This is a genomic window from Nonomuraea sp. NPDC050547, assembly GCF_044457345.1.
Taxonomy (GTDB): Bacteria; Actinomycetota; Actinomycetes; order Streptosporangiales; family Streptosporangiaceae; genus Nonomuraea.
Genome location: NZ_JBITGW010000007.1, coordinates 100,848 through 121,584, shown reverse-complemented (window position 1 = coordinate 121,584; position 20,737 = coordinate 100,848). Strand labels below are relative to the sequence as shown.

General features: G+C 69.1%; 22 protein-coding genes. 15 read left to right on the top strand and 7 right to left on the bottom strand.

What is annotated here, in order from left to right; translation table 11 throughout:
- A complete protein-coding gene (locus tag ACIBHY_RS19000) occupies window positions 1-300 on the bottom strand; it encodes a hypothetical protein (RefSeq protein ID WP_397307325.1) in 300 nt (99 codons plus the stop codon).
- 201 nt (window positions 301-501) lie between these two features.
- Here ACIBHY_RS19000 and ACIBHY_RS18995 point away from each other — a divergent pair, with 201 nt between their 5' ends.
- The 3 genes from ACIBHY_RS18995 to ACIBHY_RS18985 are packed head-to-tail and all read left to right on the top strand — an operon-like array spanning window position 502 to window position 5,044.
- Window positions 502-2,688 carry a transglycosylase domain-containing protein gene (locus tag ACIBHY_RS18995; RefSeq protein WP_397307324.1) on the top strand — a complete coding sequence of 729 codons (2,187 nt, stop codon included), beginning with the start codon at window positions 502-504 and terminating at the stop codon, window positions 2,686-2,688.
- On the top strand, window positions 2,685-3,989 hold the full coding sequence (locus tag ACIBHY_RS18990) for a glycosyltransferase family 87 protein (protein ID WP_397307323.1): 1,305 nt from the start codon (window positions 2,685-2,687) through the stop codon (window positions 3,987-3,989). The genes ACIBHY_RS18995 and ACIBHY_RS18990 overlap by 4 nt, the downstream gene beginning before the upstream one ends.
- Window positions 3,986-5,044 (top strand): mannosyltransferase family protein, encoded by a 1,059-nt coding sequence (locus ACIBHY_RS18985; RefSeq protein WP_397257512.1) that lies wholly within the window; start codon window positions 3,986-3,988, stop codon window positions 5,042-5,044. The genes ACIBHY_RS18990 and ACIBHY_RS18985 overlap by 4 nt, the downstream gene beginning before the upstream one ends.
- A gap of 57 nt (window positions 5,045-5,101) precedes the next feature.
- Here ACIBHY_RS18985 and ACIBHY_RS18980 read toward each other — a convergent pair whose 3' ends face one another.
- Window positions 5,102-5,848 carry a deoxyribonuclease IV gene (locus tag ACIBHY_RS18980; protein WP_184959147.1) on the bottom strand — a complete coding sequence of 249 codons (747 nt, stop codon included), beginning with the start codon at window positions 5,846-5,848 and terminating at the stop codon, window positions 5,102-5,104.
- A gap of 96 nt (window positions 5,849-5,944) precedes the next feature.
- Between ACIBHY_RS18980 and ACIBHY_RS18975 the strand changes: the two genes are divergently transcribed.
- Window positions 5,945-6,106 (top strand): hypothetical protein, encoded by a 162-nt coding sequence (locus tag ACIBHY_RS18975; RefSeq protein ID WP_312896221.1) that lies wholly within the window; start codon window positions 5,945-5,947, stop codon window positions 6,104-6,106.
- 33 nt (window positions 6,107-6,139) lie between these two features.
- On the opposite strand, the gene ACIBHY_RS18970 is transcribed toward ACIBHY_RS18975, so the two are convergent.
- Window positions 6,140-6,442, bottom strand: coding sequence for a hypothetical protein (locus tag ACIBHY_RS18970; RefSeq protein ID WP_184959148.1), 303 nt, complete (start codon window positions 6,440-6,442; stop codon window positions 6,140-6,142).
- A gap of 186 nt (window positions 6,443-6,628) precedes the next feature.
- Between ACIBHY_RS18970 and rpsF the strand changes: the two genes are divergently transcribed.
- From rpsF to ACIBHY_RS18935, 7 genes are all read left to right on the top strand, one after another.
- A complete protein-coding gene (gene rpsF, locus ACIBHY_RS18965) occupies window positions 6,629-6,919 on the top strand; it encodes a 30S ribosomal protein S6 (RefSeq protein ID WP_184959149.1) in 291 nt (96 codons plus the stop codon).
- An 81-nt stretch (window positions 6,920-7,000) separates the two neighbouring features.
- Window positions 7,001-7,555, top strand: coding sequence for a single-stranded DNA-binding protein (locus tag ACIBHY_RS18960; protein WP_397257508.1), 555 nt, complete (start codon window positions 7,001-7,003; stop codon window positions 7,553-7,555).
- Between the two features lie 63 nt (window positions 7,556-7,618).
- Entirely contained in the window at window positions 7,619-7,855 is a 237-nt protein-coding gene (gene rpsR, locus ACIBHY_RS18955) for a 30S ribosomal protein S18 (RefSeq protein WP_020543048.1), read from the top strand.
- 16 nt (window positions 7,856-7,871) lie between these two features.
- Entirely contained in the window at window positions 7,872-8,318 is a 447-nt protein-coding gene (gene rplI / locus ACIBHY_RS18950) for a 50S ribosomal protein L9 (protein ID WP_184959151.1), read from the top strand.
- Between the two features lie 475 nt (window positions 8,319-8,793).
- Entirely contained in the window at window positions 8,794-9,657 is an 864-nt protein-coding gene (locus ACIBHY_RS18945) for an ABC transporter substrate-binding protein (RefSeq protein WP_397307322.1), read from the top strand.
- Window positions 9,654-10,496, top strand: coding sequence for an amino acid ABC transporter permease (locus ACIBHY_RS18940; protein ID WP_397307321.1), 843 nt, complete (start codon window positions 9,654-9,656; stop codon window positions 10,494-10,496). Before ACIBHY_RS18945 ends, ACIBHY_RS18940 begins: the two co-directional genes overlap by 4 nt.
- Window positions 10,493-11,236 carry an amino acid ABC transporter ATP-binding protein gene (locus ACIBHY_RS18935; RefSeq protein ID WP_397257502.1) on the top strand — a complete coding sequence of 248 codons (744 nt, stop codon included), beginning with the start codon at window positions 10,493-10,495 and terminating at the stop codon, window positions 11,234-11,236. The genes ACIBHY_RS18940 and ACIBHY_RS18935 overlap by 4 nt, the downstream gene beginning before the upstream one ends.
- 6 nt (window positions 11,237-11,242) lie before the next feature.
- On the opposite strand, the gene ACIBHY_RS18930 is transcribed toward ACIBHY_RS18935, so the two are convergent.
- Window positions 11,243-12,697 (bottom strand): APC family permease, encoded by a 1,455-nt coding sequence (locus ACIBHY_RS18930; RefSeq protein WP_397257500.1) that lies wholly within the window; start codon window positions 12,695-12,697, stop codon window positions 11,243-11,245.
- 83 nt (window positions 12,698-12,780) lie between these two features.
- Window positions 12,781-14,082 (bottom strand): MATE family efflux transporter, encoded by a 1,302-nt coding sequence (locus tag ACIBHY_RS18925; RefSeq protein ID WP_397307320.1) that lies wholly within the window; start codon window positions 14,080-14,082, stop codon window positions 12,781-12,783.
- 286 nt (window positions 14,083-14,368) lie between these two features.
- Here ACIBHY_RS18925 and dnaB point away from each other — a divergent pair, with 286 nt between their 5' ends.
- From dnaB to ACIBHY_RS18910, 3 genes are all read left to right on the top strand, one after another.
- The gene (dnaB, locus tag ACIBHY_RS18920; RefSeq protein ID WP_397307456.1) at window positions 14,369-17,230 is read left to right on the top strand and encodes a replicative DNA helicase; all 2,862 of its coding nucleotides are present in this window, start codon (window positions 14,369-14,371) and stop codon (window positions 17,228-17,230) included.
- A 126-nt stretch (window positions 17,231-17,356) separates the two neighbouring features.
- The gene (locus ACIBHY_RS18915) at window positions 17,357-18,322 is read left to right on the top strand and encodes a small ribosomal subunit Rsm22 family protein (protein ID WP_397257496.1); all 966 of its coding nucleotides are present in this window, start codon (window positions 17,357-17,359) and stop codon (window positions 18,320-18,322) included.
- Window positions 18,323-18,400: 78 nt separating this feature from the next.
- Complete coding sequence (locus ACIBHY_RS18910; protein WP_397257495.1) at window positions 18,401-18,847, top strand: universal stress protein; 447 nt, start codon at window positions 18,401-18,403, stop codon at window positions 18,845-18,847.
- Here ACIBHY_RS18910 and soxR read toward each other — a convergent pair.
- Together soxR and ACIBHY_RS18900 are read right to left on the bottom strand one after the other, a co-directional pair.
- On the bottom strand, window positions 18,844-19,329 hold the full coding sequence (soxR, locus tag ACIBHY_RS18905) for a redox-sensitive transcriptional activator SoxR (protein ID WP_379613089.1): 486 nt from the start codon (window positions 19,327-19,329) through the stop codon (window positions 18,844-18,846). The genes ACIBHY_RS18910 and soxR overlap by 4 nt on opposite strands.
- 9 nt (window positions 19,330-19,338) lie before the next feature.
- Window positions 19,339-19,776, bottom strand: a complete 438-nt coding sequence (locus ACIBHY_RS18900) for an Lrp/AsnC family transcriptional regulator (protein WP_397307319.1) — start codon at window positions 19,774-19,776, stop codon at window positions 19,339-19,341.
- Window positions 19,777-19,831: 55 nt separating this feature from the next.
- Here ACIBHY_RS18900 and ACIBHY_RS18895 point away from each other — a divergent pair, with 55 nt between their 5' ends.
- Window positions 19,832-20,737 carry an SMP-30/gluconolactonase/LRE family protein gene (locus ACIBHY_RS18895; protein ID WP_397257493.1) on the top strand — a complete coding sequence of 302 codons (906 nt, stop codon included), beginning with the start codon at window positions 19,832-19,834 and terminating at the stop codon, window positions 20,735-20,737.

Below are 20,737 nucleotides of genomic sequence, written 5' to 3'. Positions count from 1 at the left end.
TCAGCTGCCTCTCAGGGGCAGACCCCCCAGACCGGTTCCTGGGGTACGGCGCAGCCGCCACGTCGTCCGGAGGCAGCCTACGAGCAGACCGGCGCGATGGCCGCGCAGCAGGGGCAGGGACCGGGCTTCGACCCGCCGCAGCCCCACCGCGCCCAGCCCGGTCAGCCGGGCCAGCAGGGCCCGCCCGGTCAGCCGGGCCAACCGGGTCAGCAGGGCCGGCCCGGCCCGCGCCCCGGTCAGCCTGGACAACCCGGGCAACCGGGCCAGCCCGGGGCGTACCCCGGACAGCCCGGCGCGCACCCCGAGCAGCCCGGAACGGGCCCGCAGCGCACCTCGCGCCGTCGCCCGCAGGAGCAGCAGGACACCGTCGGGAGCCAGGCGCCACCCCGCCGCGGACGCGGACGCGGCGGCCCGGAAGGCCCGCCGCCCCCCGCGGGTCCCGGCAGGGACGACGGCGAGGGCCGCAACTGGCGCCGGTTCCTGCCCAGCTGGAAGATCCTCGTGGTCGGCGTCGTGGTCGTGGCCGCCGGCGTGTTCGGCATGATCATGGTGGGCTACTCCGTCACGCCCATGCCCACCGAGGCGCAGGCGAAGGCCGACGCGGACGACCAGGGCAGCGTGATCCGCTACGCGAACGGCAAGGTGCTCGCGCGGATCGGCACCAAGCGCAAGCCGATCAGCAACATGTCCGAGATCCCCAAGCACGTCCAGGACGCGGTGATCGCCGCCGAGAACAGCTCCTTCCGCGAGGACTCCGGCATCTCCTTCTCCGGCATGGTCCGTTCGCTGTGGAGCACCGCCACCGGCCAGCAGGTCCAGGGCGCCTCGACCATCACCCAGCAGATGGCGCGCAACTACTACGACGGCCTGTCCCAGGAGCGCTCGCTCCAGCGCAAGGTCAAGGAGATCTTCGTCGCCGTCAAGCTGAACAAGTCGCTGGCCAAGGACCAGATCCTCCTGCAGTACCTCAACACCATCTACTTCGGCCGCGGCACCTACGGGATCGGCGCGGCGGCGGAGGCCTTCTTCGGCAAGAAGAAGGTGAGCGACCTCACCCCGGAGCAGGGCGCCTACCTCGCCGGCCGTATCCAGAACCCCTCCGCCTTCGACGCCGCGGAGAAGTCGGGCAACCTGGGGGCCACCCAGTTCCGCTACGCGTACGTGCTCGACCAGATGGCCAAGCTCAACCCCAAGGACTACGGGAACCTGAAGGCGAAGACGCCCGAGGCGCCCAAGCGCACCAAAGACCGCCAGATCGACTACTTCAACGGCGTCGACGGCTACATGATCATGACGGCCATCAACGAAATGGAGCGCAAGACCCGCATCGACCTCGACGAGCTCAAGACCGGCGGCTACGACATCAGGACCACCTTCGACAAGGACCTCATGGAGGCCGCGAAGCGGGCGGTCAACCAGCACACCCGCAACGCCCCCGACGAGGTCATGGCCACGCTGGCCGCGGTCAACCCCACCAACGGGCGGGTCATCGCCTTCTACGGCGGCGACGACTACCAGTACGACGCGTGGAACGACGCCTTCCAGTCGGTGAAGCAGGCCGCCTCCGCCTTCAAGCCCTACGTGCTCGCGGCCTGGCTCGAACAGGGCTACAGCCTGCGCAGCTACCTGCCGGCCAAGGGGCCGATCAAGCTGGAGGGCACCACCCCGATCGACAACGACCACGCCTCGGGCGCCTCCTCCGTCGACGTGGTCAAGGCCACGGCCAGCTCGGTCAACACCGCCTTCGCGAAGATGGGGGAGAAGGTCGGCCTCGACAGCGTGGTGGACATCGCGGCCCGCGCGGGCATCAACAGGGAGAGGCTGGAGGCGGTGAAGGCGGAGCAGAAGTACCTGCTCACCATCGGCTCCAGCGGCGTGACCGCGGTCGAGCAGGCGGGCGGCTACTCGATCTTCGCCAACGCCGGCAAGCACATCGAGAACCACGTGATCATCAAGGCCACCAAGAGGGGCGGCCAGGTCGTCCTCGACGAGCGGCAGTACCCCTCGGTCAGGGTGATCTCCGAAGAGGCCGCGGCCGACGCCACCGTCGCACTGCAGGCCGTGGTCAAGAGCGGCACCGGCAGGAACGCCGCCCTGTACAACCGCCCGGTGGCCGGCAAGACCGGTACCAACAACAACAACAAGGACGTCTGGTTCGTCGGCTTCACCCCGCAGGTCTCCACCGCGGTCGGCATGTACCGCCAGCAGTGCAAGACCAACGGCGGCAAGGGCAAGGTCGTGCGGCCCGTGCACGACAACTGCCCCTGGTACCGGGGCAAGGACCCGGCCAAGGAGAAGAAGTACACGCCGCAGAAGCCGTACTCCTCGCCCTTCGAGGCCCCGCTGCCCGGCGGCTACCAGGGCGCCACCTACCCGGCGGCGATCTGGAAGACCTTCATGCTGGAAGCCACCAAGAACGACAAGGTCGAGCAGTTCCCGCCGCGCGCCGACTACGGCGTGCCGGAGAACCTGGCGCCCAAGCCCACCCCGACGCCCACGCGCACGATCGACCCGGAGAACCCGTTCGAGGACCCGACCGACTGCCCGCTCCTCGACCCGGCCTGTGAGGACGACGGCAACGTCAACGTCGACCCCGACGAGCAGGGCTTCCCCGAGGGTGACGACGGCATGATGGGCGGCGGCGCGACGGTTCCCGATCCGATGCCGAGCCGCCGCGAGGACGGATGAAGCCGCCTGTCCACATAAGGGCGGCTTCGTATCTGCCCCTGGGGCTGTTCGCCGCCCTGGGGGCGACGCTGGCGTACCTGTTCAGGCTGCCGTGCCGTACCGGCGGGTGGAACGACCAGGTCACCACCTACACCAGCTTCTGCTACACCGACATCTACCCGCTCTACTTCGACCGGCAGTTGTCGACCGAGAACCCCTACTTCGCCCAGGTCCCGTTCGACAAGCAGGTCGAGTACCCGGTCGTGCTGGGCGAGGTCATGCAGGCCATCGCCTGGCTGGTCAGGTCCGCGGGCGACGTGGCCGCGCAGGGCGTGCGCTTCTACGACATCACCGTCGTCCTGCTCGGCGTCTGCCTGGTGATCGGCGTGCTGCTGATGGCCGCGGTGGCCGGCCCGACCCGCCGCTGGGACGCCCTCTGGTACGCGCTCGCGCCGTCGGTGATCCTGGCCGCCTACATCAACTGGGACCTGGTGGCCGGCGCGCTGTCGATGGGCATGCTGCTGGCCTGGGCCAGGAAACGGCAGGTTCTGGCCGGAGTCCTGCTCGGGCTGGCGATCGCGACCAAGTTCTACCCGCTGATGTTCCTGGGCGCGCTCTTCCTGCTCACGGTGCGCACCGCGCGATGGCGGCCGTTCATCGTCACGGTGGCCGCGGCGGTGACCGCCTGGCTCCTGGTCAACCTGCCGTTCATGATCTTCGCCTGGGACGGCTGGCGCCGCTTCTACGTCTTCTCCCAGGAACGCGGCGTCGACTGGGGCTCACCCTGGCTGTTCTTCCAGAACAAGGGCTGGCCCGTGCTCGGCACCGCCGACGTGAGCCTGCTCGGCACCGCCTCTCTGGCCGTGCTCTGCCTCGGCATCGCCGTGCTCACGCTGGCCGCCCCGCGCCGTCCCCGGCTGGCGCAGATCTGCTTCCTGGCGCTGGCCGCGTTCATGATGACGAACAAGGTGTGGTCGCCGCAGTTCGTGCTGTGGCTGGTGCCGTTCGCCGTGCTGGCCAGGCCCAACTGGAAGCCGCTGGCCCTGTGGCAGGTGGCCGAGGTCTGGTACTTCTTCGCCATCTGGCTCTACCTGCTCACCCAGCCGCCGCTGGACCGGGCCGACCTGGGCATCGGTGACGACACGTACTTCACCGCGGTGTGGGGCCGTGTGATCACCATCGGCATCATGATGGCCTTCGTCGTGCGCGACATCCTCCGTCCCGACAAGGACGTGGTACGGCAGGGCGGCGTCGACGACCAGATCGGTGGCGTCTTCGACGAGGCCCGCGACCGCTACACCCTGCTGCCCGCCTCTCGATGATCACTCGTTCGGCCGATCGTGACGCGCTGCTGCTCTGGCTCGGCTCGCGCGCCGGACTGCTCGTGGCGACGCTGCTCGGCATCTCGCTTCAGGACTATCTGGGCAAGTGGCGGGCCTGGGACGCCGGGTTGTTCGTCATCATCGCCGAGCATGGCTACGACGGCGTACCCGGCCGGCCGCCGGACGCGGGGCTGCCCGCGTTCTTCCCCGGGCTGCCGATGGCGCTTCGGCTGGTGCACCTGGTCGTACCCGACTGGGCGCTGGCCGGGCTGCTGATCTCGCTGGTCGCGGGGGCGGTGGCGACGATCTTCCTGGCCCGGCTGGCCGTCTTCGAGGGCGGTGCCGGCTGGGTGGCCGTGCTCGCGCTGCTGCTCTTTCCCACCGCCGTCTTCCTGGCCGCCGGCTACAGCGAGTCGCTCTTCCTGGCCTTCGCGGTGCCGGCGTGGCTGGCCGCCAGGCAGCGGCGCTGGCCGCTGGCCGTCGTGCTGGCGGCGGGCGCCTCGTGTGTGCGGATCACCGGGTTGTTCCTGGCGCTCGCCCTGTGGGTGGAGTTCGCCTCGTCGCGGCCCTCGCTCCGGATGGCGCCTTGGCTGGCCGTACCGTTTCTGCCGTTGGTGGGGTATTCGTATTTCCACTACACGCGCTCGGGCGACTGGTTCGCGTGGAAGCACGCGCAGGAGGCCGGCTGGGGCCGGGAGATGGTGTGGCCCTGGGAGTCGTTCGCCAAGACGTGGGCCGCGGCCCTGGGCGAGGACGAGTTCGCGGTCGCGTTCCGGATGGAGATCGCCGGGGTCGCCGTGGCCGTGCTGGGGCTGGTGTGGCTGCTCGCCCTGCGGCGCTGGAGCGAGGTCGTCTACTGCGGGTTGCAGGCCGGGGCGCTGATGACCTCGGCCTACTACCTGTCGATCCCGCGCTCGTTGCTGCTGTGGTTTCCCCTGTGGGTGGCGATCGCCCGGTTGCGGCACCGGTGGGTGATCGCCGCGTACGCCATGGTGTCGGGGCCTCTGATGGTGCTGAACGCCGTGCGGTTCCTCACGGGCGCGTGGGCGGGCTGATCCCCTTACCCACTTCCGCGGCTCGGTAATCCAGGGAAGTTATCCACAGGCTGTGTATCAGAGGTTCTTGCGGAGGAAGGCGATGTCCTCCGCCTGGCCCGCCGCGGGGGTCTCGACGATGACGGGGGCACCGGCGGCCCGGCAGACCGCGAGGATCAGCTCAGGGTCGATCTTCCCCTCGCCGAGGTTGGCGTGCCGGTCGGCGCCGGAGTCGAAGTCGTCGCGCGAGTCGTTGCAGTGGACCAGGTCGATGCGGCCGGTGATGGCCTTGACCCGGTCGACCAGGTCGACGAGCTCCTCGCCGCCGGCGTGGGCGTGGCAGGTGTCGAGGCAGAAGCCCACGTCGAAGCCGTCGAGCGCCTCCCACAGCCGGGCGATGCGCTCCAGCTTGCGGGCCATCGCGTTGCCGCCGCCCGCGGTGTTCTCGATGAGGACGGGGATGCGGCGCTCCTCCAGGCGCTCGAACACCTTGCGCCAGTTGTCGAAGCCGACCTGGGGGTCGTCGCTGTTGCCGACGTGGCCGCCGTGCACGATCAGGCCCTTGGCGCCCAGGTCGGCGGCGGCCGTCAGATGCTGGGTGAGCAGCTTGCGGCTGGGAATCCTGATCTTGTTGTTGGTGGTGGCCACGTTGACCAGGTACGGGGCGTGGATGTAGATCTCCACTCCCTCGACCGGCTTGTCCGGCAGCACCGGGCCCTTGTAGCCCTGGGGATCACCGAGGAAGAACTGCACCACCTCGGCGCCGACCTCGGCGGCGTGGGCGGCGGGATCGTCCTGGTCGACATGAGCACCGATGAGCACCATGGCTTCGAGGGTAGCCGTTTGGTCCGACGTTCTCAGGGCAGTCGCCAGGAGCCCCCCGACCACCTGAGGAGCGTGATGGCGCTGTATCGCAGAGGCGTGAGCCTGATATTCCTGATCTACGTGCTCGTCGGCATCTACGTCGCGTGGATCCACGACTACATCACCCCGGCCCTGCTCAAAGACCTGGCCGAGGCGCTGCTGGCCGTATTCCTGTGGTTCCTGATCCTGCTCGGTGTCGATCTGCACCTGGGCGGGTGAGTCTGCGGGGCCTTCGCGGCCCCTCAGACCTTTCTACGGAAGGAAGCCGCCCCGGGCGATGCCGAGCGCCACGCCGACGAACGCCGCGACGATGCCGATGATGTTGAGAACCCGCTCGCCCGTGGTCACCGAGACGTACTGCGAGTACAGGCCCATGCCGAAGCCGAGCGCGCCCGCCCACGACGCCACGGCGTGCCCGCCGGTGAAGAACGTCGCCACGAACGCCACGAGGCCGACGACCAGGGTCGCGACGGCCAGGGCGTTCTCACGCGGATGCGCGTGTCCATCGCTGTTGAGGGCGAGCATGGAGCGTTCGCTGTCGGACGGTTCCAGCATGTGTGGCACGGTGACCACCCCCTTGTCCTTACAGGCCTTCCCATCCGTGAGCGGCTGGTAACCTGGTCAGGCTGCGTTGTGATTGACCTTTGGCGCCGAAAGGGGCGCCTGGGCAGAAACGTCAGCGTCCTCCTGTCACGACAGATCGTCGTGACCGCAAGAGTCCAGAGGAGGTTGGAGTCCCGCATGCGTCGTTACGAAGTAATGGTCATCCTGGACCCTTCGCTCGATGAGCGTACTGTGGCACCGTCCCTCGACCAGTTCCTCACCGTCGTCCGCAACGACGGCGGCACCGTGGAGAAGGTCGACGTCTGGGGCCGTCGTCGCCTCGCCTACGACATCGACAAGAAGTCGGAAGGCATCTACGCCGTCATCGACCTGTCCGCGGAGCCCGCGACGGTCAAGGAGCTCGACCGGCAGATGAACCTCAACGAGGGCATCATGCGCACCAAGGTTCTCCGCCCCGACGTGCACTAACCAAGCTTGTCTCCCGGCTTTTGTCGGGCGGCGGCCGTACTCTGAGCCGGTAACCCAAGAAGTTCAGGAAGGCTCCTAGCCATGGCAGCAGGCGACACCGTCATCACCATCGTCGGCAACCTTGTCGACGACCCGGAGCTGCGCTTCACCCCTACGGGTCAAGCCGTGGCTCGTTTCCGAGTCGCGTCCACTCCGCGGTTCATGGACCGCCAGACCAATGAGTGGAAGGACGGCGAAAGCCTCTTCCTGACCTGCAACGTGTGGCGTCAGGCGGCCGAGAACGCCGCCGAGTCGCTGCAGCGCGGCATGCGGGTCATCGTTCAGGGGCGGCTCAAGCAGCGGTCTTACGAGACCAAGGAAGGCGAGAAGCGCACGGTTTACGAGGTCGAGGTCGACGAGGTCGGCCCGTCCCTGCGCAACGCGACCGCCAAGGTCAACCGCACCTCCCGTCAGGGTGGCGGCGGTGGCGGCGGCGGCTTCGGCGGCGGTCCCGCCGACGACCCGTGGGCCTCCGCGTCCCCGGCCCCGTCCCAGGGCGGCGGTTTCGGTGGCGGCGGTGGCGGCGGCCAGCAGCAGCAGGGCGGCGGCGGCTTCGGCGGCGGCGGCAACGACTTCAGCGACGAACCGCCTTTCTAATCACCAGTCCACAAGCCCGAGTCCATTCCCGCATCACTGCGGGGCTCTGAAAGGAGCACCACGATGGCTAAGCCGGCACTGCGCAAGCCCAAGAAGAAGGTTTGCCTGTTCTGCCACGACAAGATCTCCTACGTCGACTACAAGGACACGGCTCTGCTGCGGAAGTTCATCTCCGACCGCGGCAAGATCCGTGCCCGCCGGGTGACGGGCAACTGCACCCAGCACCAGCGCGACGTGGCGACCGCGATCAAGAACGCGCGTGAGGTGGCTCTGCTGCCTTACACGAGCACCGCGCGCTAAGGGAGGTTTCGTCGATATGAAGCTCATCCTCACCAACGAGGTCTCCGGCCTCGGCGCCCCCGGCGACGTCGTCGAGGTCAAGGACGGCTACGGCCGTAACTACCTGATCCCGCGCGGCTTCGCGATCCGCTGGTCGCGTGGCGGCGAGAAGCAGATCGAGTCCATCAAGAAGGCTCGTGACGCCCGCGAGATCCGCGACCTCGGCACCGCCAAGGAGGTCGCCGGCCAGCTCGGCGCCCTCAAGGTCAAGCTGGCCACCCGCGCCGGCGACAGCGGCCGCCTGTTCGGCTCGGTCACCACGGGCGACGTCGCCGACGCGGTCAAGGCCGCCGGCGGCCCGATCCTCGACCGCCGCCGCATCGAGATCGTCAACCCGATCAAGAGCCTCGGCAGCCACAAGGTCAGCGTCAAGCTGCACCCGGAGGTCTCCGCCTCCATCGACGTGGAGGTCATCGCCGGCTGACGGCGGATCTGTCGCGTTCCCCAGGCCCTCCTCCGCTCCGCGGTCGAGGGCCTTCGGCGTGTTAACGCGCCTCCATCCGTTACGGCTCCGCCCTCCCCACGCCACCCGCCGACGCCGGCGAGCGCCGATCGTGGGGGTCGCTTCTCACGTCGGACGTGGTCCCCACCGCAACGGCCCACCCTGCCCACGCATCCGGCCACCCTGACGTCACACACCCTCAAGCCTCCACGCCCGGCGCCCGCTCGGTCACTGCCCTCCGCCGTCGGCCACGTGGCGTCTGTCCGGGTCCCGTGCTTCCGCGGGGGCGTGAGCGCGCTCTGGGGCGCTTTGAGCTGGGCTCAGGGCGATGGTGATCGGGGCGGGCTATCGGGGGTCGTTGGGTTACGGGGTGTAAGGGCTGGTCGTGGCTTATTTCCTAGCTGGCCTTAGTAGAATGTGGAACGTTCTTCCCCGTGTGTTCCCTGGAGGCTCAGCCATGGTCCGTCCCTCGATGCTGTTCGCGCTCGGAGCGCTCGCGGCCGCCGTAGTCGCCTGTGCCCCGGCAGACAACACCACGGGCGCCTCCGCTGCCCCCTCGGCCTCCACCGCCTGCACCAAGGACCAGCTCAAGCTCACCACCGCCGGCAAGCTGACCATCGGCACCGACAAGCCCGCCTACGACCCGTGGTTCAAGGACGACGACCCGGCCAACGGGCAGGGGTTCGAGAGTGCGGTGGCGTTCGCCGTAGCCGGTGAGCTGGGGTTCGACCGTGACGAGGTGGAGTGGAGCACGGTGAAGTTCGACTCGGCGTTCGCTCCGGGGCCGAAGAAGTTCGACTTCGACGTCAACCAGGTCTCCATCACGCCCGACCGCGCGAACGTCGTCGACTTCTCCAAGGGCTACTACACGGTCAAGCAGGCGATCGTGGCCGTCGAGGGCGGCAAGTACGCCGGGGCGAAGAGCCTGGCCGAGCTCAAGGACGCCAAGATCGGCGTCCAGGTCGGCACCACCTCGCTGGACGCGGTGAAGGACGTCATCCAGCCCGCCGACGACCCCAACGTCTACAACGAGCAGATCGACGCGGTCAACGCGCTGAAGAACAAGCAGGTCGACGCCCTCGTGGTGGACCTGCCGACCGCCTTTTACGTGACCGCCGCCCAGGTCGAGAAGTCCAAGATCGTCGGCCAGTTCAGCTCGACCGGGGGCACTCCGGAGGAGTTCGGGCTGGTCATGCAGAAGGGCAGCGCGCTGAAGCCCTGCGTGGACAAGGCCGTGGAGACGCTGAAGTCCAAGGGTGAGCTGGCCAAGATCGAGCAGCAGTGGCTCGGCTCGGCCGCCGGGGCCCCGGAACTGAAGTGACCACCGCCTGGGTCAAGAGCGGTCGGCAGGTCGAGCGCGAGCGGGTCCGCAAGTCGCGGGCCCGCCGTTCGGCGTCCGTGGCCACGGCCTCGACGATCATCGTCCTGCTGCTGATCGCGGGAGTGGTGGTCAACGCGCCGGGGTGGCCGCGGGTCCAGGAGACCTTCTTCAGCCCCGAGCACTTCCTCAGGGCGCTGCCGGACGTGCTCGAAGGCTTCCTGCTCAACGTGAAGATCTTCCTGATCGCCGAGCCGCTGATCCTGGTGATCGGTCTGCTGCTGGCGCTGGTGCGGGGGTTGAAGGCCCCGGTCTTCTTTCCGTTGCGGGCACTGGCGGTCTTCTACGTCGACTTCTTCCGCGGCATCCCCACGCTGCTGCTGATCTACCTGGTCGGGTTCGGTCTGCCCGCGCTCAACCTGCAGGGGATTCCCTCCGACCCGACGACGCTGGGCATCATCGCGCTGACGCTGTCCTACAGCGCGTACGTGGCCGAGGTGTTCCGGTCGGGCATCGAGTCCATCCATCCGAGCCAGGTGGCCTCGGCCAGGTCGCTGGGCCTGAGCCACGCGAAGACGATGCGGTTCGTGGTGATTCCGCAGGCCACCCGGCGGGTCGTCCCGCCCCTGCTGAACGACTTCATCTCCCTGCAGAAGGACACGGCGCTGGTCGCGACCATCGGCGCGGTCGAGGCGCTGCGCGCCGCGCAGATCCACGCGGCCAAGACGTTCAACTACACCTCCTACCTGGTGGCGGCGCTGCTGTTCATCCTGCTGACCATCCCGATGGCCAGGTACACCGACTACCTGGCCGCCCGAACCCAGAGGCGGCGTGGGGCATGAGCGTGCTGACGATCGAGGGCGTCTGGAAGAACTTCGACGGCCACCACGTGCTGCGCGGCATCGACCTGGAGGTCCACTCCCACGAGGTGGTCTGCCTGATCGGGGCGTCGGGTTCCGGCAAGTCGACCCTGCTGCGCTGCGTCAACCTGCTGGAAACGGTCGACGACGGCGCCGTGTACCTGGAGGGGCAGGAGATCACCGATCCGCGCGTGGACGTCGACGACGTGCGTAAGCGGATCGGGACGGTGTTCCAGGCGTACAACCTGTTCCCGCACATGAGCGTGCTCGACAACATCACGCTCGCGCCCCGGCAGGTCCACGGGGTCGGCAGGGGGGAGGCGGAGGAGCAGGCGCGGGGGCTGCTGGGCAGGTTCGGGCTGGCGGACAAGGCCGAGGCCTACCCCGACCGGCTCTCCGGCGGCCAGCAGCAGCGCGTGGCGATCATCCGGGCGCTGGCCACGCAGCCACGGCTGATGCTGCTGGACGAGGTGACCTCGGCGCTGGACCCGGCCCTGGTCCGCGAGGTGCTGGGGGTCATCAGGGAGCTCAAGGACACGGGCATGACGATGATCCTCACCACGCACGAGATGGGTTTCTGCCGCGACATCGCCGACACGGTCTGCTTCCTGGACGACGGCGTGCTGGTGGAGAAGGGCCCGCCGGAGAAGATCTTCACCGATCCCGGCCATCCGCGCACCCGTGAGTTTCTCAGCACCGTGCTGGAGCCGGGGCGGTTCTGAGCCGGTCTAGCGTCTGTGGCGGCCCCGGCCGACCTTGGCGTGGTTGGCCGCCAGGAGGCTGTGGCGCTTGCCGTACAGGAGATAGGCCACGAGGCCGAAGGCCATCCACAGCGCGAACCACCCCCAGGTGAGCACCTGGAGGTTCACCATCAGCCAGATGGTCGCCACGATCGACAGGCCCGGCAGCCACGGCGAGAGCGGAACCGTGAAACCGCGCTCCAGGTCGGGCAGGCGGCGGCGCATCACGATCACGCCCACCGCCACGAACAGGTAGGCGAACAGCGCGCCCAGCACCACGAGTTCCTGCAGCGTGAACACCGGCACGAACTGGGTGAGCAGCATCGCGATCACGCCGATCACCCACGTCACCCGCGACGGGGTGTGGAAGCGGCGGCTGATCGTGGCCAGCCCGCGGGGGAGCAGGCCGTCGCGGGCCATGGAGAACATCACGCGCGTCTGCCCGACCAGCAGGACCAGGATGACCGTCGTCAGCCCGAGCACCGCGCCGATGTCGATGACGTGCACCATCCAGTCGACGCCCGCGATCTTGAACGCTCCGGAGAGCGGCGCGTCGACGTCGATCTGCGCGTACGGCACCATGCCGATCATCACGATCGCGACGCCGAGATAGATGACGGTGGCGATCACCAGGCTCCTGATGACGCCTTTCGGTACGGCCCGCCGCGCGTTGACCGTCTCCTCCGCGGCCGTGGTCACCAGATCGAAGCCGATGTAGGCGAAGGCGATCGCGGAGGCGGCGGCGAACACCCCGAACCAGCCGAACGTCTGGCTCTGCCCGAACACCACTTCCAGCACCGTGTCCGGCGGCGTCGGCGAGGGCTTGGCCTCGACGAAGAAGTCGCCGAAGTTGGCCACGTCGATGTGCAGCGCGCCCACGACCAGCACCGCCGCGATGGCGAGCAGTTTGGCGCTGACGATCACCCACAAGGCCCGCAGCCCGACGTGCGCGCCCAGCGAGACGATGCCGGTCAGCAGCAGCAGGATGAACAGGGCGAACCCGTTGGAGAACGCCTCCGGGTACGGCAGGCGGATCCCGAAGTCCGTCAGCAGCTGCGCCGCGTACAGGGACCAGGCCTTGGCCACGACCGCCGAGGCGAGCTGCAGCTCCAGGATGAGCGCCCACCCGATGACCCACGCCCAGACCTCGCCGAAGATGACGTAGGCGAAGGTGTAGGCGGTGCCCGAGGTCGGCATCGTGGACGACAGCTCGGCGTAGCACAGGGCCGCCAGCAGGCAGGCGATGCCGGCGATCATGAAGGACAGCAGGACGCCCGGCCCGGCGGCGGTCGCCGCCTGAACGCCGGCGACGCTGAAGATGCCGGCTCCGATCGTCGCGCCCAGGCCGAGGACCACGAGGTCGGCGGGGCGGTAAAGTTGCGCGAGGCGGTGCCGGGCACCGGTGCGTAACCCGGTGGCCTCGGACGGTGGTAAACGGCGCATGATCGTGGACAAAGGCAACCCACTCAGCTCTGTGAACCCGCTCACAGTGCCTCACCGCTCATCCGACGACAAGCACGGGACGGTTACGCCCCGGTCACCAGCCAGGCAGTGCCCGAGGCCCGCCGTACCAGCGTGATCAGTCGTGCAACCATCCACACCCCTAGCGCGCACCAAAGTGCAACAATGCCCCATCCGGCGGCGAACAGCGCGGCCGGAAGGTAGGCGAGCGTCGTCCACACCCCCGCCCACGCCAGGTACTTCTGGTCGCCCGCGCCGATGAGCACGCCGTCGAGGACGAACACGATCCCGCAGATCGGCTGGAAGAGCGCGACCGGCCACAACACGGCCAGCAACTCCGCGGTGACCTGCGGGTCGGCGGCGAACAGCCCCGGCACCCACGGCCTGGTCACCAGCACCAGCCCGCCCAGCACCACCCCCGACCACAGGCCCCAGCGCACCATCCGGGTGGTGGCCACCCTGGCCGCGGCGACGTCCCCGGCGCCCAGCGCCCGTCCGGTGATCGCCTGCCCGGCGATGGCGATCGCGTCGAGGGCGAAGGCCAGCAGCGTCCAGACCTGGGTGGCGATGGCGTACGCGGCCAGTTCCGGCCGGCCCATGCGGGTGGCCACCACGGTCGCGACGACCAGCACCACGCGCAGGCAGACGGTCCGGACCAGGAGCGCGAACCCGGCCGTGCCCGCCTGCCCGATCCCCGCCCAGTCGGGGCGCAGCGAGACGCCGCGGGCCCGCGCGCCCCTGACCACGATCACGAGGTAGACGGCGGCGCCCGCCGTCTGGGCGGCGACCGTTCCCCAGGCCGAACCGGCGATGCCCCAGTGGAGCCCGAGGACGAACCAGGCGTTGAGCGCGGCGTTCAGCGCGAAGGAGCCGATCGCGACGACGAGCGGGGCGAGCGTGTTCTGCAGGCCACGCAGTACGCCGGTGCCGGCCAGTACCACGAGCATGCCCGGGGTGCCGAGCAGGCTGATGCGCAGATAGACGACGGCCTGCACGGCCTGGTCCGGGGCGGCGCCGAACAGGCCGACCACGGCGGGCGCGAGCGGCCAGCCGACGAGGATCACGGCGAGGCCGATGCCGATCGCCAGCCACAGGCCGTCCACGCCGCTGCGCATGGCGCGCGCGTGTTGTCCGGCCCCGGTGAGGCGGGCGACGGAGGCGGTGGTGGCGTAGGCGAGGAAGACGCAGAGGTTCACCACGGTCGCGAGGACGGTGCCCGCGACGCCCAGCGCGCCGACCGCGGTGGTGCCCAGACCGTGGCCGACGATGGCGTAGTCGGCGAGCAGGAAGAGCGGTTCGGCGACCAGCGCGCCGAAGGCGGGCACGGCTAGTCGGAGAATCTCCCGATCCTGGGAGGTAATGGGCATTTGTCTAGTATGAGCCTTACACGGCGTGTCGCGGCAACTTTCTTTCCTCCACAGTCGGTGGACATTGTTTCCCCAGGTCAAGATGCTGTTCGGGAGTGCTGTCCAGAGTTATCCCCAGGGCTGTCCACAGTGCTCCCACACCCTGAGGCGCGTCGTGCACAGCTTGACCACAGCCTTGTCCACAGGCCGCGTTGCCGTACCTCGCGGAACCCGCGAAACTGTCAGACCGGTCGGCTACAAGTGGGGGTGGTGCGACCGCCTGCTAGTTCGAGGGGGCGCGGTGAGCATGGACGACGAAGAGCCGGGCGGCGGTGGCGGCCCGAGTTTCGAACGTACCCCGCCCCACAACATCGAGGCGGAGCAGTCGGTCCTGGGTGGCATGCTGCTGTCCAAGGACGCCATCGCCGACGTCATCGAGATCCTGCGTTCCGACGACTTCTACCGGCCCGCCCACCAGATCATCCACGACGTCATCACCGACCTCTACGGCAGAGGCGAGCCCGCCGACGCCGTCACCGTCTTCGACGAACTGCAGAAGCGCGGCGAGATGGCCAGGGTCGGCGGCGCCGCCTACCTCCACACGCTGACCGCGGTCGTCCCGACGGCCGCCAACGCGGGCTACTACGCGAAGATCGTCCGCGAACAGGCCATCCTGCGCCGCCTCATCGAGGCCGGCACCCGCATCGTCTCCTACGGCTACGGCGGCCAGAACGAAGAGGTCGACGACCTGGTCGACCGTGCCCAGGCCGAGATCTACAAGGTCACCGAGCGCCGCACCTCCGAGGACTACCGCCCCCTGTCGGAGATCATGCCCGGCGCCCTCGACGAACTGGAGGCCATCGGCAGCCGCGGCGGCCACATGGTCGGCGTACCCACCGGCTTCCAGGACCTCGACCAGCTCACCAACGGCCTGCACCCGGGCCAGATGATCGTCGTGGCCGCCCGCCCCGCCATGGGCAAGGCCCTCGCGCTCGACACCCCGCTGCCCACGCCCACGGGCTGGACGACGATGGGGGAGGTCGCCGTCGGTGACGCTCTGATCGGAGCGGACGGCAAGCCCACCCGTGTCGTGGCGGCCACCGAGGTCATGCACGGCAGGCCCTGCTACGAGGTGGAGTTCAGCGACGGAACGGTGATCGTCGCCGACGCGCAGCATCAGTGGCGGACCACGACCCGTGCCGCCCGCCGCCAGGCGTCCGAGGCCAAGAGGTCCATGCGCTGGTCCGACGGTTCCGTCCGCCGGGTCCGGGAGGCGCACGCCGCGTACGCGGGTGATGTCGTGAGCTTCCTCAGCCACCGCGAGGCCGTCGCGACAGTGGGCGAGGAGTTCCGCCATGTCCTGTCGTCGGTGCAGCAGGAGATCGGCTCCAGCGACAAGAGGCCTGTCCTGGTGGGCGGGCCCGCCAGGTCCTACGAGTGGCGTTCGCCCGTGTACCCGGCGGCCAGGCCACTCGCGGCCCTGCTGGACAGGGTGACCAGTCCGATCAACTCCGCCACCACCGCGCGACACGAGCCCATTGTGACCACCGAGGAAATTGCCGCGACGCTGCGCTGCGGGTCGGCGGATCGGCGTCCGAACCATGCGGTCGCGGTGGCCGGCGCCTTCGAACTCCCCGAACGGGATCTGCCGTTGCCCCCCTACGCGCTCGGCCTCTGGCTCGGCGACGGGCATAGCGCGAGTGCGCGGATCACCACGATGGACGCCGAGGTCGTGGCCAACCTCCGAAGCGAGGGCCTGAGGGTCACTTCCGTCGCCAACTCGACGTCCTATGGCCTGGCGCTAGCGGTGCCTTCGGCTGTGCCCGCCCGGGAGTGTGCCGTTTGTGGCACGGAGTTCGTGCCAAAGACGGCGCAGGCTCGCGCCTGTGGGCGGAGTTGTGGTGGCCGCGCGAGGTTCGTCTCCCCCCCGGAGCCTGCTCCCACCTGCCCTGACTGTGGGGGGCCTTCGAGTGGTCCGCGTCAGTGCCAGGCATGCCGTAACGATCATGGCACGATCACCGGCATCCTCCGCAAGCTCGCCCTGCTGGGCGACAAGCACATCCCTCTCGCCTACCTGCGAGGCTCGGAGCGGCAACGCCGCGACTTGCTGGCCGGCCTTCTCGACTCCGACGGCTACGTGAGCCCCAGCGGGCAGATCCAGTTCGCGGTGACCAATCGGCGGCTCGCCGAGGACACCCTGGAGCTGGTCCTGAGTCTCGGTCATCGCGCGACCATGCGGACGAAGCCGGTACGAGGCAGGACCGAGGAGTCCTCGACCTGCTACATGATCGATTTCACGACCGCGGAAAGGGTCTTCCGGCTGTCCCGCAAGGCTGATCGGCAGGTAGAGACAGAACACGCCACCACACGTGTCCGCTACATCGTCGACGTGCGCCCGATCGCCTCGCGCCCGGTCCGATGTGTCGAGGTCGACAATGCCGACCACATGTACCTCGCCGGCAGAGCCTGTATCCCCACGCACAACAGCACGCTCGGGCTGGACTTCGCGCGCTCGGCGGCGATCAGGAACGGGATGACCACGGTCATCTTCTCGCTGGAAATGTCGCGCAACGAGATCACCATGCGCCTGCTCTCCGCCGAGGCCCGGGTCGCGCTGCACGCGATGCGCTCCGGCATGATGAGCGACGACGACTGGACCCGGCTGGCCCGGCGGATGAGCGAGGTGGCCGAGGCGCCGCTGTTCATCGACGACTCGCCCAACATGTCAATGATGGAGATCCGGGCCAAGTGCCGGCGCCTCAAACAGCGCCACGACCTGCGCTTCGTCATCATCGACTACCTCCAGCTGATGAGCTCGCCGAAGAAGACGGAAAGCCGCCAGAACGAGGTCTCGGAGATCTCGCGAGGCATCAAGCTGCTGGCGAAGGAGCTTGAGGTCCCGGTCATCGCGATGTCCCAGCTCAACCGCGGCCCCGAGCAACGCACCGACAAACGCCCCCAGGTCAGCGACCTACGTGAGTCCGGATCCATCGAGCAGGATGCGGACATGGTGATCCTCTTGCATCGTGAGGACGCCTACGAGAAGGAGTCGCCGCGTGCCGGCGAAGCCGACCTGATCGTGGGCAAGCATCGTAACGGTCCCACCGCCACGGTCACCGTGGCCTTCCAGGGCCACTACAGCCGCTTCGTCGACATGGCCCAGCACTGACGCGAAAAACCGGATGACGCGCCTGCCGACGCGGAGTTAGCCTGCCTGGCGACCCCAGGAGGTGCCCATGCAGGACAAGGACGTCATCCGGCCCCAGCGTCCCTTCTCCAGCCGAGGAGTCTCCTTTTGTATGTCCTGCCTGCCGAGCTCAGGCATGCCCTGACCGAAGAGCTCGAGTCCCACCGTGAGCACGACCTGGCCGCTTCGGCCGCTGAGCTCACCGCGCGTTACCACCGTCCGATCGACCGGCCCGCGCTGCGGTCGGCGACCGACGTGGCCGCCTACGCGGCGGTCCGCATGCCGGCCACCTTCGCCGCCGTCCGATCCGCCCTGGCCCAGGCGGCGGCCGTGGCGCCGGGTTTCGGCCCGCGTACCCATCTGGATGTCGGGGGTGGCACCGGCGCGGCGGTCTGGGCGGCCGCCGACTGCTGGCCCTACCTGCGCGAGGTGACCGTCCTTGAGCGCGACCGCGCGGCCGCCGGCCTCGGCCGCGCGCTGGCCGCCCGTTCCGCCCATCCCGCGGTACGGCAGGCCACCTGGCGCCAGGCCGACCTGGTGAAAGACGTCACCACGGAGCCGGCCGACCTGGTCACCGTGTCGTACGTGCTGGGGGAGTTGCCGGAGGCGGCCCGGCTGCCGCTGATCAGGCGGCTGGCAGGGCGGGCCGGGATGCTGGCCGTGGTCGAGCCGGGTTCGCCGGACGGGTTCGCGCGGGTGCTGGCCGTCCGTGATCTCCTGGTCGAGCTGGGCATGAACATCGCGGCTCCCTGCCCCCATGAGGGGGCGTGCCCGCTCGCTTCCGGCGACTGGTGTCATTTCGCCGCCCGGTTGCCGCGCGAGAGCCTGCACCGGCGGCTCAAGGCGGGCTCGCTGGGCTTCGAGGACGAGAAGTTCTCCTATGTCGTGGCGACGTCGGCGCCGGTCACGCCGCCGGGAGCGCGGGTGCTGCGCCACCCGCGTACCCGCAAGGGGCTGGTGACGCTGACGTTGTGCGGCGACGGCGTCTCCGACCAGAACGTCTCCAAGCGCGACGGCGAGCTCTACCGCGCGGCCCGCGACACCGCGTGGGGCGAGGCGTGGCCGCCGGTGTGACTCAGTAGACACGCGGCGGCGGAATCGGGCTGATCTTCGCGGTGCTTTAGCAGATGACTACAGCGAAGGGAAGAAGCCATGACCATCTTGATCGCCTATGACGGTTCCGCCGACGCGAAGGCGGCCATCGAGTTCGCGGGCGAGCACCTCGCCCGGGAGTCGACTGTCGTGATCACGGTGTGGGAGCCGCTGCTCGTCCAGCTGAAGCGGCACCCGATCGCCGGTCCCGCGCTGATTTCCGACCAGGGCGAGGAGTGGAAGGAACTGGCCGAGCAGCAGGCCAAGGAGGGCGCGGAGCTGGCCGTGAAGGCCGGTCTGAACGACGTGACGGCGCGCGCGGTGGCCGACCGCGAGTCGATCTGGAAGACCATCGTGGACGTGGCCGACGAGATCGACGCCTCGCTCATCGTGACCGGTTCGCGGGGTCTGGCCGGGGTGCGCTCGGTGTTGCTGGGCAGCGTGTCCAACCACGTGCTGCACCACGCGCACCGCCCGACGCTGATCGTGCCTCCGGCGAAGAGCTAGCAGGCCGCGCAGTTGGAGGCCGGGGAGAGCCGGGTGTCGATGCGCCTGGCTCCCGGCCCTTCGTCGCCCAGGCGGTCGAAGGGGTTGGCCAGGACGCACCGGTCGAGCGACAGGCACCCGCAGCCGATGCAGTCGGTCAGGTCGTCGCGCAGCCGCTGGAGCTGCTCGATGCGGTCGTCGAGCTCGGTGCGCCACGCGGCGGAGAGCTTGGCCCAGTCCTCGCGGTTGGGCGTGCGCTCCTCGGGGAGTTGGGCGAGGGCGTCCTTGATGGTCTTGAGCGGGATGCCGATGCGCTGGGCCAGCCGGATGAAGGCGACCCTGCGCAGGGTGTCGCGCGAGTAGCGGCGCTGGTTGCCGGTGGTGCGGCGGCTGTCGATCAGGCCCTTGGCCTCGTAGAAGTGCAGCGCGGAAACGGCGACCCCGCTGCGCTCGGACAGCTGGCCGACGGTGAGCTCCTTGGAATTCCACGGCGCCTTGCTCATCTGCGCAGCCTATGTCACCTGTGTCGGGCGATCGAAGAGGGTCTCCAGCACGACGATGGTCTGGGTGCCGGTGACGCCGTCGATGTCGAAGATCTCGCGGAGCACCTCCTGGAGTTGCTCGGTGCCGGCCGTACGGACCTTGACCAGGACGGAGGCGGGGCCGGCGATGATGTGGGCCTCCTCGACGCCGTCGATGGCCTTGAGCGGCTCGGTCGTGCCGCCCATCCACACGCTGCCGTCGACCAGGACGTAGGCGAGTACGCCCCGTCCGGTGGCGACCGGGTCCACGTCGACGGTGGTGCGCCGGATGACGCCGCGTTCGCGGAGTTTGCGGACCCGCTCGTGGGCGGCGCCGCTGGACAGCCCCACCGCCTTGCCGAGCACGGCGTACGAACGCGTGGCGTCCTCTTGGAGCTGACCGATCAGCATCCTGTCAATGTTGTCCACAACAGGATGGTAGTCGGCCGTAGCCTTCCATTGCCGGATGAGGTTTGCTTCTGCTATGACGACCGTGATTCCCACCGAGTTCGAGCCGTTCGACCCGCGCGCCGCCGAGATCCGCGGGGACCTGTGGACGGAGGTGTTGCACACCGGCACCCGCTGGGCCGAGGGCCCGGTCTACTTCCCGGCCGGACGCTTCCTGGTCTGGAGCGACATCCCCAACGACCGCCTGCTGCGCTGGGACGAGATGACCGGCCACGTCGGCCCCTTCCGCCAGCCGGCCGACTACGTCAACGGCAACACCCTCGACCGGGTCGGGCGGCTGATCTCCTGCGAGCAGGGCACCCGCCGGGTCACCCGCACCGAGGCCGACGGGCGCGTCACCGTGATCGCCGACCGGTGGAAGGGCAAGCGCCTCAACAGCCCCAACGACGTGGTCGTGCGCTCCGACGGCTCCATCTGGTTCACCGACCCGCCGTACGGCATCATCAGCGACTACGAGGGCCACCGGGCCGAGCAGGAGATCGACGGCTGCCACGTCTACCGCGTCGACCCGGGCACCGCCGAGGTGAGCGTCGTGGCCGGCGACTTCGAACGCCCCAACGGCCTCGCGTTCTCCACCGACGAGAAGCAGCTGTACGTCGCCGACACGCAGGCCAACCACATCCGCCTGTTCGACGTGCACGAGGACGGCCGGTTGTCCGGAGGGAAGGTCTTCGCCGACACCGAGCACGGCAGCTTCGACGGCCTGCGCCTGGACGACACCGGCCGGGTCTGGGCGGCCTGCGGCAAGGCGGTCAACTGCTACGACCCCGACGGCACCCTGCTGGGCCGCCTGAAGTTCCCCGAGCAGGTGGCGAACCTGGTCTTCGGCGGCCCCAAGCGCAACCGCCTGTTCGTCACCGCCACCTCGTCGCTGTACTCGATCCTGTCCGGGGTACGCGGCGCCCGCCCGGTCTGGGGCTGA

Coding starts and splice junctions, on each gene's coding strand:
- ACIBHY_RS18970 (WP_184959148.1), bottom strand. CDS start 6,442: ATGCTGGAACCGTCCGACAGCGAACGCTCCATGCTCGCCCTCAACAGC.
- ACIBHY_RS18925 (WP_397307320.1), bottom strand. CDS start 14,082: ATGCCCATTACCTCCCAGGATCGGGAGATTCTCCGACTAGCCGTGCCC.
- ACIBHY_RS18930 (WP_397257500.1), bottom strand. CDS start 12,697: ATGCGCCGTTTACCACCGTCCGAGGCCACCGGGTTACGCACCGGTGCC.
- rplI (WP_184959151.1), top strand. CDS start 7,872: ATGAAGCTCATCCTCACCAACGAGGTCTCCGGCCTCGGCGCCCCCGGC.
- ACIBHY_RS18945 (WP_397307322.1), top strand. CDS start 8,794: ATGGTCCGTCCCTCGATGCTGTTCGCGCTCGGAGCGCTCGCGGCCGCC.
- rpsF (WP_184959149.1), top strand. CDS start 6,629: ATGCGTCGTTACGAAGTAATGGTCATCCTGGACCCTTCGCTCGATGAG.
- ACIBHY_RS18910 (WP_397257495.1), top strand. CDS start 18,401: ATGACCATCTTGATCGCCTATGACGGTTCCGCCGACGCGAAGGCGGCC.
- ACIBHY_RS18980 (WP_184959147.1), bottom strand. CDS start 5,848: ATGGTGCTCATCGGTGCTCATGTCGACCAGGACGATCCCGCCGCCCAC.
- ACIBHY_RS18935 (WP_397257502.1), top strand. CDS start 10,493: ATGAGCGTGCTGACGATCGAGGGCGTCTGGAAGAACTTCGACGGCCAC.
- ACIBHY_RS18895 (WP_397257493.1), top strand. CDS start 19,832: ATGACGACCGTGATTCCCACCGAGTTCGAGCCGTTCGACCCGCGCGCC.
- ACIBHY_RS18985 (WP_397257512.1), top strand. CDS start 3,986: ATGATCACTCGTTCGGCCGATCGTGACGCGCTGCTGCTCTGGCTCGGC.
- ACIBHY_RS18960 (WP_397257508.1), top strand. CDS start 7,001: ATGGCAGCAGGCGACACCGTCATCACCATCGTCGGCAACCTTGTCGAC.
- rpsR (WP_020543048.1), top strand. CDS start 7,619: ATGGCTAAGCCGGCACTGCGCAAGCCCAAGAAGAAGGTTTGCCTGTTC.
- ACIBHY_RS18990 (WP_397307323.1), top strand. CDS start 2,685: ATGAAGCCGCCTGTCCACATAAGGGCGGCTTCGTATCTGCCCCTGGGG.
- dnaB (WP_397307456.1), top strand. CDS start 14,369: ATGGACGACGAAGAGCCGGGCGGCGGTGGCGGCCCGAGTTTCGAACGT.
- soxR (WP_379613089.1), bottom strand. CDS start 19,329: ATGAGCAAGGCGCCGTGGAATTCCAAGGAGCTCACCGTCGGCCAGCTG.